We start from the raw sequence: 17871 nt of genomic DNA, 5'->3' as shown, positions 1-17871 counted from the left end.
GTGCCGCACTGCTGCTCAAGGTGCTACATCTCCTCGCTGACGTAACCGCGGAGCCAGGTCCGGAAGTCCGGGCCCAGGTCTTCACGTTCGCACGCGAGTCTGACAATGGCACGCAGATAGTCGCTGCGGTCACCGGTGTCATAGCGCCGGCCCTTGAAGACGACGCCGTGGACCGGTCCGCCGACCTTCTCGTCCTTGGAGAGCTTCTGCAGGGCGTCGGTCAGCTGGATCTCGCCGCCGCGGCCCGGCTCGGTCTCGCGCAGTATCCCGAACACGGCGGGGTCCAGGACGTAGCGGCCGATGATCGCATAGCTGCTGGGCGCCTCTTCCGCGGACGGCTTCTCGACCAGATCCGTCACCTTCACGACGTCGGAGTCGATCGTGGCCTCGACGGCGGCGCAGCCGTAGAGGTGGATCTGGGAGGGGTCGACCTCCATCAGCGCGATCACGCTGCCGCCCTCCCGCTCCTGGACCTCCACCATCCGGGAGAGCAGCGCGTCGCGCGGGTCGATCAGGTCGTCGCCGAGCAGCACGGCGAAGGGCTGGTCGCCGACGTGCGGGGCGGCGCAGAGCACGGCGTGACCGAGACCGCGCGGGTCACCCTGGCGCACGTAGTGCATGGTCGCCAGGTCGTTGGACTCCTGCACCTTCGAAAGGCGCTCGGCGTCGCCCTTGCGGACGAGCGCCTCCTCCAGCTCATAGTTCCGGTCGAAGTGGTCCTCCAGGGGACGCTTGTTCCGACCGGTGATCATGAGGACGTCGGAGAGGCCGGCCGAGACGGCCTCCTCGACGACGTACTGGATCGCGGGCTTGTCGACGACCGGAAGCATTTCCTTCGGGGTGGCCTTGGTGGCGGGAAGGAAGCGCGTGCCGAGACCGGCGGCCGGGATGACAGCCTTGCTGATCCTGGGAGGGGACTGAGTCATGCGCGCATGATAGCCGTTCGATATGAGAGGAAGATGGGCCTCCCATCGACTTCCGGCAGTTACGACAGGTACGAGAGGTTCGTGAGTTCCCGTGAGTCCCGGTGAATCCCCGCTGACGGCCGACGGGGCCGAGAAGGCCACCCTGCGCCGCCGGCTGCTGGCCGCCCGCACCCAGCTTCCGGTCCATGGTGCCGAGTCCGCCGCGGAGCGGCTCGCCCGGGGTGCGCTGGAGCTGCCCGCGCTGGCGGAGGCGTCGACCGTGGCCGCCTATGTGTCGGTGGGCCGCGAGCCGGGCACGCGCGCGTTGCTCGACGCGCTGCGCGCGCGGGGCGTCCGCGTCCTGCTCCCCGTCCTGCTGGCCGACAACGATCTCGACTGGGCGGTGTACGAGGGTCCGGAGAACCTGGCGAAGGCCGGCCGGGGGCTGCTGGAGCCGACGGGCCCGCGCCTCGGCCCGGAGGCCGTGTGCGCGTCCGACGTGGTGCTGCTGCCCGGCCTCGCGGTCGACGAGCGCGGGATGCGTCTGGGCCGGGGCGGGGGCTCGTACGACCGGGTGCTTGCCCGGCTGGCCCGGGCGGGCGCCCGCCCGTCCCTGGTGGTGCTCCTGTACGCGAACGAGGTGGTCGCCCGGGTCCCGGAGGAACCGCACGACCACCCCGTGCACGCGGTGGTGACCCCGGAGGGGGTCAGGCACTTCGAGCCCTAGGCGGCGTCTTGCCGATCCGCCGATCCGCCGATCGGCAAGACCCCCCTAGGGCCGGAGCACCAGGGTCTCCTTCGCCGAGGCGTCGACCGCCGCCTTGCCGAAGGGCCAGGCGAGCAGCTCGCCCTTCGCCCAGGCGTCCGTCTGGTCGGTGTAGTGCGGGTGGTACGCGTGGCCCGAGGCGCCGGACAGGTTGATCCAGCGCGACCTGTCCCAGTCGCCGACGTTGACGACCATCCGCATCGACGGGACCCAGATGACCTCGTAGCCGCCGGCCGCGTTCCAGCCGGTCGCGTTCACCGCCGCCTCGCCGCCGCCCAGGTTCCAGGGGCCGCGGTTGAGCATCGACTGGATGAAGCCCGGACCCGCGGTGCCGAGGGTCTGGTTCTCCAGGGTCAGCTGGTGCAGGCGGCCCCAGCTCCAGGTGGAGACGTCCTTGCCGAGCTTGGCGGTCAGCTCCCAGCGGGCGTCCTCCATGGCCCGGGCGAGCAGCTGGTCACGGGTCTCGGTGGCCTGGTCCTTGCGGTTGGCCTCGGTCTTCCACCACTCGCTGTTCTCCTGCTTGAGGAGCGGGCGGACCACCTCGTACCAGCGGTCGCCGCCGTCCGGCTGCGCCGTGTCGCCGTCGCGCTCGCCGCACTCCCGTACGCGCTTGTTCTGCTCGTCCACCGGCAGTCCGGTGGAGTCGGCCGGGCGGACGCTGATGCAATCACCCTCGGCCCGCAGCTCCTTGGGCAGCTTGTCGCCGAAGGCGAGCTTGAGGACGTTGCGCCAGACCGCGTTGAAGTACGCGGCGGCGGCCGAGTCGGGCTCCTGGGTGTAGTCCCAGCCCTCGAGCAGCTTCTGCGCCTCGCGGACGTACGGGTCCGAGATGTCGATCTTCAGCAGGAGCGGGTTGAGGAGGGTGGCGATCTCGCTGCGGTTGTCCATCTGCATGGTCCGCATGTCGTCCGGCGAGATCTTGCCGCCGTCCTTGGTCTTCGACTCGATGAGGTCGTTGATCCGCTGGCTGCGCGAGCCGTATCCCCAGTCCTTCGTCAGGAGGTAGGGGTACTTCTCGGCGTCGACGACGGCCTGGTTCGCGGTGACGATGTAGCCGCGGTCGGGGTTCTCCTCGTACGGCAGTTCGTCGTACGGGATCCAGCCCTTCCACCGGTACGAGGAGTCCCAGCCGGGCGCGGGGACGGTGCCGTCGTGGCCCTTGGCGCGGAGCGGGATCTTGCCGGGGGCCTGGTAGCCGATGTTCTGCGCGTCGGCGTAGATCAGGTTCTGGGACGGGACCTCGAAGTGCTCGGCGGCGGCGCGGAACTGCTTGAAGTTCTTGGCGCGGTTGATCTCGAAGATGGCGTCCATCGACTTGCCGGCCTGCAGTGCGGTCCACCGGAGGGAGACGGCGTAGCCGGTTCCGCGGTCCGGGGCGGCGTTGCCGACGGGGGCCTTCTGGCCGACCTTCTCCAGCTCGGAGGAGCGGTCGGAGACGAGCGGACCGTTGTCGGTCGCGCGGACCGTGATCTTCCGGCTGCCGCCGCCCGCGATCTTGATGACCTCGTCGCGGACCTCGAACGGCTTGACCCGTCCGTCGACGAGGTAGCCCGCGTCCCCGATCTTCTCCAGGTAGAGGTCGGTGACGTCGGCGCCGAGGTTGGTGAGGCCCCAGGCGATGGTGTCGTTGTGGCCGATGATCACGCCGGGCGTACCGGAGAAGGTGTAACCGGAGACGTCGTAACGGCAGGTGGCCGAGACGGAGCGGCAGTGCAGGCCCATCTGGTACCAGAGGGACGGCAGCATCGGCGCGAGGTGCGGGTCGTTGGCGAGCAGCGGCTTGCCGGAGGTCGTGTACCGGCCCGAGACGACCCAGGAGTTGGAGCCGATGCCGTTGCCGTTGGGGCCGAGCAGCGCGGGGATCTCGTCGAGCGCGTCGGAGAGCGCGCCGAGCTGGGACTGCGCCCCCTGCAGGGCGTCGCCCGCGCTGTCGTCGGCGGAGCCGTCGGTGCTGCCGGTGCCGGCGGAGGCGTCGGTGCCGATGCCGTCCGTCGAGCCGTTGGTGCCGGTGCCCGTGCCGTCGTCGTCCGTCGAACCGGACGCGCCGCCCTTGCCCGTTCCCTCGACGATCGGCTGGTGCAGGTCGTACGGGTACTCCGGGTACAGCTGCTTGATCTGCGCGGGGCTCAGCCGGCTCGTCATCAGGGAGCGGTCGATCTCGTCCTGCATGTTGCCGCGCAGGTCCCAGGCCATCGCCTTCAGCCAGGCCACCGAGTCGACGGGCGTCCAGGGCTCGATCTCGTAGTCGTTGGAGAAGGCCAGCGCCGCGTACTCGACGGAGATGTCCGAGGCGTCGCGGTCCTTGAGATAGGCGTTGACGCCCTCCGCGTACGCCTGGAGGTTCTTCTTCGTCTCCTCCGACAGGACCTTGTCGTACTCCTCCTGAGCCACCTGACGCCAACCCAGGGTGCGCAGGAAGGCGTCGGTGTCGACCTGGTCCTTGCCGAACATCTCGGACAGCCGGCCCGACGTCATGTGGCGCCGGACGTCCATCTCGTAGAAGCGGTCCTGGGCCTGCACGAAGCCCTGGGCGCGGAAGAGGTCGGCCTCGGTGTCTGCGTAGATCTGCGGCACCCCGTAGGCGTCGCGCTTGACCTCGACCTGGCCGGACAGCGCGTCGAGGCGGATCTCGCCCGTGGTCTGGGGGAACGAGCCGCGGACGGTGCTGACGCCCCAGTACCCGCCGTAACCGATGCCCGCCACCAGTGCGAGGACCAGGACGAGGACGATCAGGCGGGCGCGCCGCCCCTTCTTCTTCTTGGCGGGAGGCGCGGTCGTGTTGGAGGGCATCTCTGTCCTTCGAGGGGCAGGGTGGTCCTGGAGTACGGGAGCAACCTTAGGCGCAGCGTCCGGGCGGCCCGGACGCGGTGCCGGTAAGCGGACCGCACCGCGACCGCGGAGCTGTGGGGGAAGACACCGGAAGGGCGTCAAGGAAGCGTTAAAGATTAGGTAAGGTAACGAAGTACCGGCTGCTGGAGGAACGATCCGGCCGCACGCGAGGGGAAGGATCGGCCACTGACTGTCCACCAGCTCAATGAACTCCTGCTCATCTGCTCGCTCGTGCTGCTCATCGCTGTCGCGGCGGTGCGGATCTCGTCCCGGAGCGGGCTCCCCAGCCTGCTGCTGTATCTCGGGATCGGGGTCGCCATCGGGCAGGACGGGATCGGCAACGTCGCCTTCGACAACGCCGAACTGACCCAGGTCATCGGCTACGCCGCGCTCGTGGTGATCCTCGCCGAGGGCGGCCTGGGCACGAAGTGGAAGGAGATCAAGCCCGCGTTGCCCGCGGCGGTCGTGCTGTCGACCGTCGGCGTCGCGGTGAGCGTGGGCGTCACGGCCGCGGCCGCGCACTACCTGATCGGTCTGGAGTGGCGCCAGGCGCTGATCATCGGCGCGGTCGTCTCCTCGACGGACGCCGCGGCCGTCTTCTCCGTACTGCGCAAGGTCCCCCTGCCCGCGCGGGTGACCGGCGTCCTGGAGGCCGAGTCCGGCTTCAACGACGCCCCGGTCGTCATCCTCGTCATCGCCTTCTCGACAGTCGGTCCCGTCGACAGCTGGTACCTCCTGGTCGGGACGATCATCCTGGAACTGGCCATCGGCGCCGCCATCGGCCTCGCGGTCGGCTTCCTCGGCTCCTTCGGGCTGCGGCACGTAGCCCTGCCCGCCTCCGGCCTCTACCCGATCGCCGTCATGGCCATCGCGGTGGTGGCGTACGCGGCGGGCGCGCTGGCCCACGGCTCCGGCTTCCTCGCCGTCTATCTGGCCGCGATGGTGCTCGGCAACGCCAAGCTCCCGCACGCCCCGGCCAACCGCGGTTTCGCCGAGGGGCTCGGCTGGATCGCCCAGATCGGCATGTTCGTGCTGCTGGGTCTGCTGGTGACCCCGAGCAAGCTGGTCGGCGACTTCTGGCCGGCGGTCGCCATCGGCCTGGTCCTGACGGTGGTGGCGCGGCCCCTGTCGGTCTTCGCCAGTCTGTTGCCGTTCCGCATTCCCTGGCAGGAGCAGGCCCTGATGTCCTGGGCCGGCCTGCGCGGAGCCGTCCCCATCATCCTCGCCACGATCCCGATGGTCTCCGGGATCGAGGGCAGCGAGCGCGTCTTCAACATCGTCTTCATCCTCGTCGTGGTCTACACGCTGGTGCAGGGGCCGACGCTGCCCTGGCTGGCGAAGGCGCTGAAGCTCGGCGACTCCTCCGAGGCCGCCGACCTGGGCGTCGAGTCCGCACCGCTGGAGCGGCTGCGCGGGCACCTGCTGTCCGTCGCCATCCCCCGGGGCTCGAAGATGCACGGCGTGGAGGTCGCCGAGCTGCGCCTGCCGGCCGGGGCCGCGGTCACCCTCGTCGTACGGGAGGACAAGAGCTTCGTGCCCGGTCCGGCGACCGTGCTGCGGCGGGGGGACGAGCTGCTGGTCGTCGCGACGGACCCGGTGCGGGACGCCACGGAGCGGCGGCTGCGCGCCGTCGGGCAGGGCGGAAAGCTGGCGGGCTGGCTCGGAACGGGCGGCGCCACCGCGGTCACGGACCGCCGGGCACCCGGCCACCGGTCCTCCGCGCACCGGCCGCATCTGCCGGGCACGAGCGGTACGGGCAGGGGCGGCACGGGCACGGGCACGCGCGGGACCGGCAAGGACGGTCCCCGTCCGGGCGGAACCGGCACGGGCAGGGACGGCACGGACAGGGGCAGCGAAGGAACCGGCAAGGGCGGAAAGCGAACGTCCGGTTAATCACAGGCATCGATTCGAGCAGAAGGGCGTTTTCCCAGGCGGGAAGACGCCCTTCCCTGTACCATGAAGGCACACTTGATCGAACCAACTCTGCCTGACGCAGAGCTGGCGCGACCGTATGGCGGCCGTGAAGCCCTCCGCAGTGAGGCCCGGTATCTACCGCAGTTCCGCGCATGAGGACAGCTCTCGGCGGCACCCGCACCACCGTGCACGGGCGCGCTACCAGGCAGCAGAAAGGCAAGGACCGTGGTGTCCACGGTCACTTCTGACACGCCTGCGAAGACGACGTCGGGCAAGCCCGGCCGCCGCGCCGGTTACGGACAGCTCCTGCGTACCCCCGGAGCCCTGTCCTTCCTGCTGCCCGGCTTCGCCGCCCGGCAGCCGTTCGCGATGCTGACGATCGGCATCGTCCTGCTCGTTCAGCACACCACCGGCTCGTACGGCAGCGCCGGCGCGGTCGCCGCCGTCACCGGCGTCTCGATGGCGATGTTCGCCCCGCAGAGCGGCAAGCTCGCCGACCGCTTCGGTCAGCGCGCCGTCCTGGTCCCCGGCGTCCTCATCCACTCCGCCGCGGTCTCGCTCCTGGTGGCGCTCGCCCTGACCGGCGCCCCGATGTGGGCCCTCTTCCTCGCCGCCGTACCGGCCGGCGCCTCCGTCCCGCAGATCGGGCCGATGGTCCGTGCCCGCTGGGCGGCGAAGTTGGAGCACTCCCCGCTGATGTCGACGGCCGCGGCCTTCGAGTCGGTCACGGACGAGTTCACGTTCGTCGTCGGACCGGTGCTCGCCACGGCGCTGTGCACCGGCGTGCACCCGGCGGCCGGCCTGATCGCCGAGGCGGCTCTGACCCTCTTCGGCGGCCTGTTCTTCGCCGCTCAGCGGCACACCCAGCCCGCCCACGGGCTCATCGCCGCGGCCTCCGACGGGCCGCGCGTCTCCGCCCTGGCGATCCCCGGCGTGCGGGTCCTGGCCATCGCCTTCCTGGGCATCGGCTCGGTCTTCGGCGGAATGCAGGTCTCGCTGACCGCGTTCTCCGAGGAGATCGGCAACCCCGGCGCCAACGGTCTGCTCTACGGGATCTTCGCCGCGGGCAACATGCTCGCGGGCATCGCGTGCGGCGCCGTCGCATGGAAGATCGGCCCGCGCCGACGCCTGATCCTGGGCTACGCCGGGCTGACCGTCGCCGCCTCGCTGCTCTGGTCCGCGCACTCCGTGCTGCTGCTCGGCGCCCTCGGCCTGATCGTGGGCCTGTGCATCGCCCCGGCCCTGATCACCGGCTACACCATCGTCGAGACGCTGGTCCCGGCCTCCGCCCGTACCGAGGCCTTCACCTGGCTCACGGGCGCGGTGGCGCTGGGTCAGGCGGCGGCCGTGACCGTCGCCGGCCGGCTCGCCGACGAGCACGGCGCGAGCACCGGATTCCTGGTGCCGCTGGTCGGTACCGCGGTCGCGCTGGCCACGCTGCTCGCGCTGCGCTCGCGGCTGGCGCCCCGGGCGCCGGGCCGGGTCGCGGCACGTGGTATCGGTCACCGAGTGCCGGTGACGGTGGACTGATCCCGCGGAATACGTCACTATGGATCGTCGTTAGCACTCGATGAGTGTGAGTGCCAGGAGGAAGACAAGTGCCGACCTACCAGTACCAGTGCACCGAGTGCGGCGAGGGCCTCGAGGCGGTGCAGAAGTTCACCGATGACGCGCTGACCGAGTGCCCCAGCTGCAAGGGACGCCTGAAGAAGGTGTTCTCGGCGGTCGGCATCGTCTTCAAGGGATCCGGCTTCTACCGGAACGACAGCCGCGGCTCGTCGTCCAGCAGCTCTGCCGCGTCCTCGTCGTCGAAGCCGGCGTCCACGACCTCGTCGACGGCGTCGTCCACGTCCTCCTCGGATGCGAAGCCCGCGGCTTCGTCGAGCACGACGTCGACCTCGTCGAGTTCCTCGAGCTCCAGCTCGGCCGCCTGAGCCCTCCGAGCCGTCTCGGTCGTCCGAGTCGTCCCGGTCGTCCGAGGCAGCGCGAGTTCGCTTGTCCCACCGAAGCCCCACCGCTGTGCGCGGTGGGGCTTTCGCGTGGTGCGGGCAGCTAATCTGACCGCCATGGCGACCAAGGCGTACGCGGACATCGGTGTGATCGGCGGCTCGGGGTTCTACTCCTTCCTTGAGGACGTGACGGAGGTGTCCGTGGACACCCCGTACGGCAGCCCGAGCGACTCGCTCTTCGTCGGCGAGATCGCGGGGCGGCAGGTCGCGTTCCTGCCGCGGCACGGCCGCGGCCACACGCTGCCGCCGCACCGGATCAACTACCGCGCCAATCTCTGGGCACTGCGCTCGCTCGGCGTGCGGCAGGTCCTGGGGCCGTGTGCGGTGGGCGGGCTGCGGGAGGAGTACGGGCCCGGGACGCTCGTCGTACCGGACCAGCTGGTGGACCGGACGAAGACGCGGGTGCAGACCTACTTCGACGGGGAGCCGCTGCCGGCGGCCTGGGGCGGAGCGGTGCCGAACGTCGTGCACACCACCTTCGCCGACCCGTACTGCCCGGACGGGCGCCGGGTGGCTCTGAAGGCGGCCCGGGGGCGGGGCTGGGAGCCGGTGGACGGCGGCACGATGGTCGTCGTCGAGGGGCCGCGGTTCTCGACCCGCGCGGAGTCGCGCTGGCACGCGGCGGCCGGGTGGTCGGTGGTGGGGATGACCGGGCACCCGGAGGCCGTCCTCGCCCGGGAACTGGGCCTCTGCTACACCTCGCTGGCGCTGGTCACGGACCTGGACGCGGGTGCGGAGACGGGTGAGGGGGTCTCTCACACGGAGGTCCTGCGGGTGTTCGGCGCGAACGTCGGGCGGCTGCGGGAGGCCCTGTTCGACGCGGTCGAGGCGCTGCCGGACACTGCGGACAGGGACTGCCTGTGCACGCATGCGCACGACGGATGGGACTTGGGGATCGAGCTGCCGTGAATCCCCCTGGGGAGTGAGGGAGTTGTCCACAGGGCTGCGTGGGTCCACAGGCGTGAGCGGGATCTTCGCGAAGCCGGGATGGTGAGAGCGGTTCTCCGGACGGCCGGTCCTGGGACGTACGCCATGACTGACGTACGCGAGTCCTGACGTACGCGAGTCCTGACGTACTCGACTCGTGGCGTGCTCGGCTCCTGGCCCGGCTCCTGACAGCTCGACTCCCGACAGGCGGTTCACACGATGACGACCTCTCCTCCCTCCCTCGATTCCCTGACCGGTATCGCTTCCCTCGACCCCTCTCCCGTTCCCGAGACCTGCGGTGTTCCGCGGTTCGAGCCGCTGCGGGTCCGTGGCGGACGGCAGCGGCTGCGACGGGTGCTGCGGCGCCGGCGGCGTGCACCGGCCGCGATCCTCGCGATGAGCGCGGCCGCCCTGGCGGTGGCGGGCGGGGGCGAGGTCTCCGCGGGCCCGCCGACGCGCCCGGCGGTGAAGGAGCAGCGCCGGCCGGTCGCGGTGCGCCTGGTCTCGGCTCCGGTACGGATCGCGGACGCGGCGACCGTACGGCTGCTGCGCCCCGGCGACCGGGTCGACGTGATCGCCGCTCCGAACTCCCCGATGGGCGGGGCCGGTGAGGCTCGGGTCGTGGCCACGGGGGCTCGGGTGGCCGAAGTCCCACGCACCGGTGAGACTCGTTCGGACGGCGGGGCGCTGATCGTTCTGTCCGTGCCACGGCCGACGGCGACGGCTCTGGCGGGTGCGGGGGTCACCTCCCAGCTGGCGGTGACACTGTGCTGATTCGCACGGGCTGCCTGTCAAGTAACCGTTCCGTGTGTACGGATTGGACGCCTCTGCGTCCTTCACGGCCTAATGGCTCAGCTCACTGCACACGGAACGAAAGGCACCCTGGTGACTGCGAAGAAGGAAAGCGTGATGGCGGGCTTCAAAGCCTTCCTCATGCGCGGCAATGTGATCGACCTGGCGGTGGCGGTCGTCATCGGCGCCGCGTTCACCAACATCGTGAACGCGCTGGTGAAGGGTGTCATCAGCCCCGTGGTCGGCGCCTTCGGCACCAAGGACCTGGAGGGCTACAAGTCCTGCCTGAAGGGCACCTGCCAGATCGTGAACGGCGAGGTGCAGGGCATCCAGATCGAGTGGGGACTGGTCCTCAGCGCCACCCTGAGCTTCCTGATCACCGCGGCCGTCGTCTACTTCCTGATGGTCCTGCCGATGGCGAAGTACCTGGCCAGGCGGGCCGAGGCGGAGAAGGCCCGCGAGGGCGTCAAGGAGACCATGGAGGTCAGCGAGCTCGAGGTGCTCAAGGAGATCCGCGACCACCTGGTCGCCCAGCGCGGCCCGAGCTCCGGGGAAAAGGCCGGGGCCGGGACGCACCCCACCTCCTAGCCGGCGACTCGCACCGGCATCAGAGGTGGTGCGGCGGCTTCTCTTCGAGGAAGCGCGCAAGATCGGCGGCGCTGTCACTGCCGCCAGGAGGCCGCTCGCCCCACCCACGGTCCGTATCGTCCGCGGACTGCTGGTCCAACGGATCGTCGAAGATCAGCTTCGGCTTCGTGGTGTTCTCGGGGCTGGGCTGTGCGCCGGGCTGCTTCGCGTCTCGCGGTCCGTGGGCGGGGGCGGTGCTCATGTCTCCAGGGTACGCCGGGTCATCGGCCTCGTACCGCTTCGATCAGCGGTCTTTCGGGTCGATCAGCCACAGGCCCAGGACGACGAGGAACGACAGGACGAGGAAGCCGGCGCCCCACCAGGCCGTGCCGGTGTCGCCCGCCATCCATTCGTCGACCACGATCGTCAGCCCCCACAGCTGGCCGATGACGACCGTGAGGGCCAGGGCGAGACGCGCGCTCAGTTTCGCCGAGCGCTCGGGCTCCTGCTCGGTACCGGCGCCCGGGCCGGGGCCGGTGTGGCGGATCCGCGGATCGCCGTAGCCACTGGTCGGACGGATCTGCGGATAGCGCTCATGGACGGGGCGGTTCAGTCGGGGCTGCGCACTGCCCGGTGTGTACGCGGGGCGGGCCGGCAGGTCGCGCCGGGATCGGCCCGGCTCCTCGGCTACGCGAGCGCGGTCGGGTGCCGGGCCGGGGGCGGGGTCGGGTTCTGGTGCCGGGCCGGGGGCGCGGTCGGGTTCTGGCTCGTCGGGGACACGGGCGGGGGCTTCGGGATCGCGGGGGAAGGGGGTGGCGGGCTCGGGGGTGCGGGCCGGGGCTTCCGGGTCGCGGGGGAAGGTGTCGGTCATGTCCGCTCGCTCCTCGTTCCCGTCCCGCGCGCCGAGAGGCCCGGGCAGCCGACACGTTCGGCCAGGTCGGGTCGCTCCTCGCCGAGTTGGCGGCACAGGCCCTCCTGGACGCTCTCTCCGGAGCGTGTGGTGCCGATGGCCCAGATGCTGCCGTCGGCCTCCTCCATCACCAGCACCTTGGGCAGCGGGCGCGGTGGCGGGCCGGCGGTCACCTCTCCCGTACGGACGTCGAAGACCCCTTCGTGGCAGGGGCAGTACAGCTCGCCCTCGCTGCCCCGGTCCTTGCGCCACAGCACGGCGCAGGCGAGGTGGGTGCAGACCGCGGAGTAGCCGGCGAGGGTGCCGTCCTCCAGCCGGACGGCGACCGCCCGGTCCTCCTGCCCGGGGTACCGGAAGGCCAGGGACTCGCCGGGCGGCAGCTGGTCGGCGATCTTCATCGGTCGGGGCCTGCCCTCCGAGTCGCCGTGGCGGTGCAGCATTCCGGAGGCGACGCCGATGCCCCCGGCGGCCAGACCGCCGGAGACGGTGGCGACGATCCGCAGATAGTCGCGCCGGGTGGTGAGCGAATCGGCGGCGATGCGGTCGTGCAGCGCCTCCTGGGCGGCGTCGGCGCCGGCCGGCCCGGGGCCAGCCGGCCCGGGGCCGCCGGTGGGCGGCTGCTCGATGACGCTCATCGGACACTCACGTCCGCTCCGTTGATCTCGACGACGGGAAGACCGCCGGGTACCGGCCACTGGACCTTGTCGGCGGGGACGACCATCGCCACGCCGGTGGAGACGGTGGTGGAGCCGAAGGCGAAGGAGTCGGCGACCTGGACACCGGGGCGTTCGGCCTGGAGCTCTTCGAGGGTGCCGTAGAAGAGGGCGCCGGTGGGGCAGACGGTGGCGCACATCGGGGCGAGACCGTAGGCGGTGCGGTCGTAACAGAGGTTGCACTTCATCTGCAGCTTCGCCTGGAGGTCGATCTTCGGTACGCCGAAGGGGCAGGCGTTGACGCAGTTGGCGCAGCCGATGCAGCGGGTCGTGTCCGCCTGCTGCACCACGCCGTCGGCGGTGACGAGGATCGCGTCGGCGGGGCAGACCTCGGCGCAGGGAGCGACCGGGTCCTCGCAGTGCATGCAGACGGTGGGGAGGGAGGCGACGGAGTGGCCCTCGTCGGGGTAGTCGAGGTGGATCATCGATGTGCCGCGGTGCGAGTCGCACTCGCGGCAGGCCGAGACACACGCCTGGCATCCGATGCAGCGACCGGGGTCGATGAAGATCGTGCGGCCCATCATGAGCGGCGTCAGCTCCTCTCCGCGGTGCCACGGCCCTGCGGGGACGTGGGAGGCAGGGGGTCGGTGCGCGGGACCTGGGTCTCCGGGTGGGCCAGCCGGCCGGGGCCGGTCGGGGGCGCCGGTACCTCGTCGATCCGTTCCGCGGCCTCGATCCGGGCGGCGCAGACCTTGTACTCGGGGATCTTGGAGCGTGGGTCGAGCGCGTCGATGGTGAGGGCGTTGGCGGCGGTGGGCACCGGCCAGTGGTAGGGCACGAAGACGGTGTCGGGGCGGATCGCCTCGGTGACCAGGGCGGGGAAGACCTCGCTGCCGCGGCGGGTGACGACGCGGACGGGGTCGCCGTTGCGGAAGCCGTGGGAGGGGTGGACCTCCACCCAGGGGCGCGGGGTCTGTTCGACGAGGGCGCCCAGTCGGCGGGTCTGGTTGCCGGAGAGGAAGTGGGCGACGGTGCGGCCGGTGGTGAGCGAGAGGGGGTACTCGTCGCTGTACGGGTCCATGGGCGGGTGCCATTCGACGGCCTGGAGGTGGATCCTGCCGTCCGGGTGGTAGGTCCTGCCGTCCTCGAAGAGGCGGGGGGTGCCCGGGTGGTCCGTGGAGGGGCAGGGCCAGGCGATGCCGCCGGTCTCCTCCAGGCGTTCGTAGGTGATGCCGTAGTAGTCGTTGACCGTTCCGGCGGAGGCGACGCGAAGCTCCTCGAAGACGGATCGGGAGTCGGTGAAGGCGAACTTGTCGCCGGCGCCCAGGCGTCGGGCGAGCTCGCAGATCACCCAGGTGTCGGTACGGACCCCGGCGGGCGGTTCCTGGGCCTTGTTGTGCTTGACGACCCGGGCCTCGGCGTTGGCCATCACCCCTTCGTCCTCGGCCCAGACGGTGACGGGGAAGACCACGTGCGCGTTGGCGGCGGTCTCGGAGAGGAAGAAGTCGAACTGGGCGTGGAACTGGAGGGTGTCGTAACCGTCCTTGACGGTCGCGTGGTTCGGGAGGGAGACGAAGGGGTTGTTGCAGATGCCGATCAGGCCGCGGATCTCCTCGCGCCGCATCTGCCAGACCATCTCCATCATGGAGGTGCCGGCGGGTGGGAGCTCCGACTCCTCGATGCCCCAGATCTCGCAGATCTGGCGGCGGTGCTCGGGGTCGGTGAGGGAACGGCCGCCGGGGAGCAGGTCGGACTTCTGGCCGTGTTCGCGGCCGCCCTGACCGTTGCCCTGGCCGGTGATGGTGCCGTAGCCGGCGCCCGGCTTGCCGATGTTTCCGGTGGCCGTGCACAGGTTGATGATCGTCAGGCAGTTCTCGACGCCCTGGGAGTGGTGCTCGACGCCGCGAGCGTGCCACGCCATGGCCCTGTCCGCGCCGGCGAACATCCGGGCGGTCCGCACGATCTGCTCCTCGGGGACGCCACAGATTGCGGCGGAGCGGGAGGGCGGATAGTCCTTGACGGTCTCCTTCACCTCGTCCCAGCCGGTGGCGCGCTCGGCGAGGAAGTCCTCGTCGGCGAGGCCCTCGGCGACGATCACGTGGAGCACCGCGTTGAAGAAGGCGGAGTCGGTACCGGGCTTGAGGGCGACGTGGAGGTCGGCGGTGCGGGCGACCGCCGTCTCGCGCGGGTCGACGACGATCAGGGTGGCGCCGCGGTCCCGCGCTCCCCAGAGGTACTGCGTCATGACGGGGAAGCACTCGCCGACGTTGGAGCCGGCGATGAGCAGGCAGTCGGTGAGGAGGATGTCGGAGAACGGGTTGCCGGCCCGGTCGATGCCGAAGGCCAGCTTGTTGGCGCCGGCGGCGGAGACCATGCACAGGCGGCCGTTGTAGTCGACGTGCCGGGACTTCAGGGCGACCCGGGCGAACTTGCCGACGAGATACGTCTTCTCCGAGAAGAGGCTGGCTCCGCCGAGCAGGCCGAAGGCGTCGTTGCCGTACGCGGCCTGGATGCGGCGGATCTCGGAGACGGTGAAGTCGAGCGCCTCCTCCCAGCTCGCCTCGCGGAAGGGCTCGTCGCGGCTGTGGCGCAGGAGCGGGGAGGTGAGCCGGTCGGGGTGGTTGACCTGCTGGTAGGCGTTGATGCCCTTGGGGCAGAGCCGCATCCGGTTGATGTCGTGGTTGCGGGGTTCGACGCCGAAGACCTTGCCGCTGTTGTCGACGCGGAGGTACATGCCGCACTGGACGCCGCAGAAGCAGCAGTGGGTGGGGACGAGCGTCTCGCCGGTCTGGTCGGCGTGCCGGAGCCCGGCCGGGATGCCTGCGGCGTCGCGGAAGGCGCGGGTGCCGGGCGGGGTGAGGGAGGGGTCGAGCGGAAGGGGGTGCCGCCCCGCCTGCTGCTGCGTCACTTGAAGCCCTTCTTGACGTGGGTGAGGTAGGCGTTGCCGCGCAGGACGCGCTTGCAGCGGGGGCAGTACTCCGCCCAGTCGTCGAAGCCGAGCTTCAGGTCGCGCATGGTGCCCCGGAGGTTCTCGACGGCGGGAGCGGTGTCGATGGGCTCCTGGCAGCGGCGGCAGGCGAGGGCGTTCTCGCCCTTCCTGCGGGAGGTGTACTTGAAGAGCTGCATACCGACGGCGGCGGGCCGCTGGACGATGTGGAAGAACTTCCCGAAGGGGATGTAGATCAGCGTGAAGACCACCGACACCATGTGGAGGATCGCCAGGAACTCGTAGCCGCCGCCGTGCAGGAAGACCGAGGAGAAGGTGAGCAGGAGCCCGGTCACGGAGATGACGATGAGGGCGATCAGCGGCACCAGGTCGTAGGCGAAGCGCTGGCCGGTGATGGCGCCGCGGTCCCTCATGCGGCGCCACAGGAAGTAGGAGGCGCCGGAGATGACCAGGAGGGCGGCGATGTCGAGTCCGTGGAACATCAGCCGGCCGACGAGGTTCAGCGAGTCGAAGCCGAGGACCTTGAAGCCCCAGATCCGCATCTCGTAGCCCGGCCCGGCGCCGGTGGAGGATGTGAAGGTGAACCAGCCCCAGGTGAGCGGAAAGGTGATCAGGGCGGCGAGGACGCAGCCCCAGAAGATCAGCTGGTGGGCCGCCCAGCGGGCGTGGGAGCGGGCACCGAGGAACTTCTGGAGGCCGAGGTAGGTGGCGATCATTCTCGGCAGGGCGGTGGGGGCGGCGCGGAAGTTGGCGGCGGAGAAGAAGGAGCGCCAGCCCTGCCGGAAAAGGCGGCGGGCGCCGGGTGCGGAGATCCAGACCGTGTAGCGGTGGGCGACGCCGAAGGCGAGGAAGACGGTGGCGACGGCGTACGGGAGGAGCGCCGAGTCGAAGTCGCGCAGGAGCCGGCTGCCGAGGACGATCGCGACGACCAGGAGCGCGGAGACGGCGATACCGGCGAGCGTGGCCCGCCGCCGCACGACGGCGGGCGTCTGCACGGCGGGGCCGGACGCGGACCCGATGCCGGTGCCGGACCCGATGCCGGACCCGGTGCCGGTGCCGGTGCCGGACCCGGTCCCCGGCTCACTGCCGCCGACGCTGTCGCTGCCCGAGGGCGTCTCGGGCACGCTCGGGGGCGCGGTCGAGGCGGCGCTCGCGTTCGTGGTCGGGGGCGTCGGCGAGGCCGCCTTCGGGGCGGGTCGGCCCCGCGACGGATCCGCGGGGCCCTGCGGTGGCTCGGTCACGCGGTCACCGTAGGGCTGTATGTGCGACATTGGCCTCTTTTGGGGTACGAGTGAGTGAGGGTGCCGCTCAGACGGAGTCCTCGCCCACCGGAGTGCCGTTCTCCGCGTGGCGTGCCGGCCCCGCTCGCCGCGCCCGCCCCGCTCAGCGTGCCGTGGGGGCCGCGGCCTCGGGGCCTCTGATGTGCTGAGCCGCATGACGCAACCGTTCCTGCCCCTCACCGCGCGCTCGCGCGCCGAGGCGCATCGCGCCGCCACACCGCTCGAGCTCTTCTTCGACCTCTGTTTCGTCGTCGCCGTCGCCCAGGCCGGCGCCGAGCTCGTGCACGCCGTGGCCGAGGCCCACACCGCCGACGGCCTCGCCCACTACGCGATGGTCTTCTTCGCCATCTGGTGGGCCTGGATGAACTTCACCTGGTTCGCCTCCGCCTACGACAACGACGACGTCCTCTACCGCCTCGCCACGCTCGTCCAGATCGCCGGCGTCCTCGTCCTCGCCGCCGGCGTCTCCCGCGCGTTCGAGGACGACTTCCTCGTCGTGGTGCTCGGTTACGCCGTCATGCGGCTCGCCCTGTCCTTCCAGTGGCTGCGCGCCGCCCACCACGCGAGCGACCCCGCCGAGCGCACGATGTGCCGCCGGTACGCGGGCGGGGTCGTCCTCTGCCAGATCGGCTGGACCTCGCTGCTGTACGCCCCCGAGTCCGCCCGGCCATGGATCTTCCTCGTCATGGCCCTCGCGGAGATGGCGGTCCCGGTGTTCGCGGAGAAGGACGTCACCACCCACTGGCACCCGCACCACATCGCCGAGCGCTACGGCCTCTTCACGATCATCGTGCTCGGCGAGACGATCGCCGCCGCGACCGTCGCCGTGAAGACGGGCGTCGCGGAGTACGACGCCCTCGACGAGCTGCTCCCCATCGCCGCCGGCGGCCTGCTGATCGTCTACGCCGCGTGGTGGGTGTACTTCGTCGTGCCCGCCCACGACCGTCTGACCTCCAACCGGCAGGGATTTTTGTGGGGGTACGGCCACTATCTGATCTTCGCCTCCGCCGCCGCCATCGGCGCCGGCATCGAGATCGCCGTCGAACAGGCCGTGGGCAAGGCCCATGTCTCCACCCTCGCCGCGTCCGCCGCCGTGACCATCCCCACCGCGCTGTTCCTGCTCTGCGTGTGGCTGCTCCACGCCCGCTACTTCAAGGTCGGCATCGCGCAGCAGGCCGTCCTGCCCGTCTCCTCGTTCGCGATCCTGATGTGCACGTTCGCCGGCCGTTGGGCGGTCCTGGCGGCCGGTGTCGTCGCGGCGGCGACCGTGGCGGTCGGGGTGACCCTGACCGCCCGCAACCCGGCCACCCGGGCCCGCGGATAGGACGCGTCCGCTCCGGCCCCGGGCCCCGGCCGAACAACCGTGGTACGC

15 protein-coding genes and 1 pseudogene are annotated in these 17871 nt (G+C 71.0%); 8 read left to right on the top strand and 8 right to left on the bottom strand.

Features of this window, described 5'->3' with window-relative positions; genetic code table 11:
- Positions 1-23: 23 nt before the first annotated feature.
- The gene (gene galU / locus ACZ4VW_RS18335; RefSeq protein ID WP_467963485.1) at positions 24-926 is read right to left on the bottom strand and encodes a UTP--glucose-1-phosphate uridylyltransferase GalU; all 903 of its coding nucleotides are present in this window, start codon (positions 924-926) and stop codon (positions 24-26) included.
- Between the two features lie 91 nt (positions 927-1017).
- Here galU and ACZ4VW_RS18330 point away from each other — a divergent pair, with 91 nt between their 5' ends.
- The gene (locus ACZ4VW_RS18330) at positions 1018-1632 is read left to right on the top strand and encodes a 5-formyltetrahydrofolate cyclo-ligase (protein WP_467963483.1); all 615 of its coding nucleotides are present in this window, start codon (positions 1018-1020) and stop codon (positions 1630-1632) included.
- Positions 1633-1677: 45 nt separating this feature from the next.
- Here ACZ4VW_RS18330 and ACZ4VW_RS18325 read toward each other — a convergent pair whose 3' ends face one another.
- Positions 1678-4461 carry a penicillin acylase family protein gene (locus ACZ4VW_RS18325; protein ID WP_467963481.1) on the bottom strand — a complete coding sequence of 928 codons (2784 nt, stop codon included), beginning with the start codon at positions 4459-4461 and terminating at the stop codon, positions 1678-1680.
- Positions 4462-4731: 270 nt separating this feature from the next.
- Here ACZ4VW_RS18325 and ACZ4VW_RS18320 point away from each other — a divergent pair, with 270 nt between their 5' ends.
- The 6 genes from ACZ4VW_RS18320 (at position 4732) to mscL (ending at position 10730) form a co-directional block, all read left to right on the top strand.
- The gene (locus tag ACZ4VW_RS18320) at positions 4732-6393 is read left to right on the top strand and encodes a potassium/proton antiporter (RefSeq protein ID WP_467963479.1); all 1662 of its coding nucleotides are present in this window, start codon (positions 4732-4734) and stop codon (positions 6391-6393) included.
- 246 nt (positions 6394-6639) lie between these two features.
- Positions 6640-7944, top strand: coding sequence for an MFS transporter (locus ACZ4VW_RS18315; protein ID WP_467963477.1), 1305 nt, complete (start codon positions 6640-6642; stop codon positions 7942-7944).
- Positions 7945-8012: 68 nt separating this feature from the next.
- The gene (locus ACZ4VW_RS18310) at positions 8013-8348 is read left to right on the top strand and encodes an FmdB family zinc ribbon protein (protein WP_467963475.1); all 336 of its coding nucleotides are present in this window, start codon (positions 8013-8015) and stop codon (positions 8346-8348) included.
- 132 nt (positions 8349-8480) lie between these two features.
- On the top strand, positions 8481-9332 hold the full coding sequence (locus ACZ4VW_RS18305; protein ID WP_467963473.1) for an S-methyl-5'-thioadenosine phosphorylase: 852 nt from the start codon (positions 8481-8483) through the stop codon (positions 9330-9332).
- Between the two features lie 237 nt (positions 9333-9569).
- A complete protein-coding gene (locus ACZ4VW_RS18300; RefSeq protein ID WP_467963471.1) occupies positions 9570-10124 on the top strand; it encodes a hypothetical protein in 555 nt (184 codons plus the stop codon).
- Between the two features lie 111 nt (positions 10125-10235).
- Positions 10236-10730: a large conductance mechanosensitive channel protein MscL gene (mscL, locus tag ACZ4VW_RS18295; protein WP_467963469.1), complete on the top strand. Its 495-nt coding sequence runs from the start codon at positions 10236-10238 to the stop codon at positions 10728-10730.
- Positions 10731-10749: 19 nt separating this feature from the next.
- Here the strand turns inward: mscL and ACZ4VW_RS18290 are convergent, their stop codons facing one another.
- The 6 genes and pseudogenes from ACZ4VW_RS18290 to ACZ4VW_RS18265 form a co-directional block, all read right to left on the bottom strand.
- The gene (locus tag ACZ4VW_RS18290; protein WP_467963466.1) at positions 10750-10971 is read right to left on the bottom strand and encodes a hypothetical protein; all 222 of its coding nucleotides are present in this window, start codon (positions 10969-10971) and stop codon (positions 10750-10752) included.
- Positions 10972-11013: 42 nt separating this feature from the next.
- Entirely contained in the window at positions 11014-11367 is a 354-nt protein-coding gene (locus ACZ4VW_RS18285; protein ID WP_467963800.1) for a hypothetical protein, read from the bottom strand.
- Positions 11368-11576: 209 nt separating this feature from the next.
- A complete protein-coding gene (locus ACZ4VW_RS18280; RefSeq protein WP_467963464.1) occupies positions 11577-12254 on the bottom strand; it encodes a Rieske (2Fe-2S) protein in 678 nt (225 codons plus the stop codon).
- Positions 12251-12856 carry a 4Fe-4S dicluster domain-containing protein gene (locus ACZ4VW_RS18275; RefSeq protein WP_467963462.1) on the bottom strand — a complete coding sequence of 202 codons (606 nt, stop codon included), beginning with the start codon at positions 12854-12856 and terminating at the stop codon, positions 12251-12253. The genes ACZ4VW_RS18280 and ACZ4VW_RS18275 overlap by 4 nt, the downstream gene beginning before the upstream one ends.
- 8 nt (positions 12857-12864) lie before the next feature.
- Positions 12865-15180 carry a molybdopterin oxidoreductase family protein gene (locus ACZ4VW_RS18270; RefSeq protein ID WP_467963460.1) on the bottom strand — a complete coding sequence of 772 codons (2316 nt, stop codon included), beginning with the start codon at positions 15178-15180 and terminating at the stop codon, positions 12865-12867.
- Positions 15177-16303 (bottom strand): annotated as a pseudogene (locus ACZ4VW_RS18265) (MFS transporter). The gene ACZ4VW_RS18270 and the pseudogene ACZ4VW_RS18265 overlap by 4 nt, the downstream one beginning before the upstream one ends.
- A gap of 350 nt (positions 16304-16653) precedes the next feature.
- On the opposite strand from ACZ4VW_RS18265, the gene ACZ4VW_RS18260 reads away from it, so the two are divergent.
- Positions 16654-17823 carry a low temperature requirement protein A gene (locus ACZ4VW_RS18260; RefSeq protein WP_467963458.1) on the top strand — a complete coding sequence of 390 codons (1170 nt, stop codon included), beginning with the start codon at positions 16654-16656 and terminating at the stop codon, positions 17821-17823.
- Positions 17824-17871: the final 48 nt, after the last annotated feature.

Source organism: Streptomyces sp. NPDC029139 (genome assembly GCF_055564335.1).
This window is presented reverse-complemented; position numbering and strand designations above follow the sequence as displayed.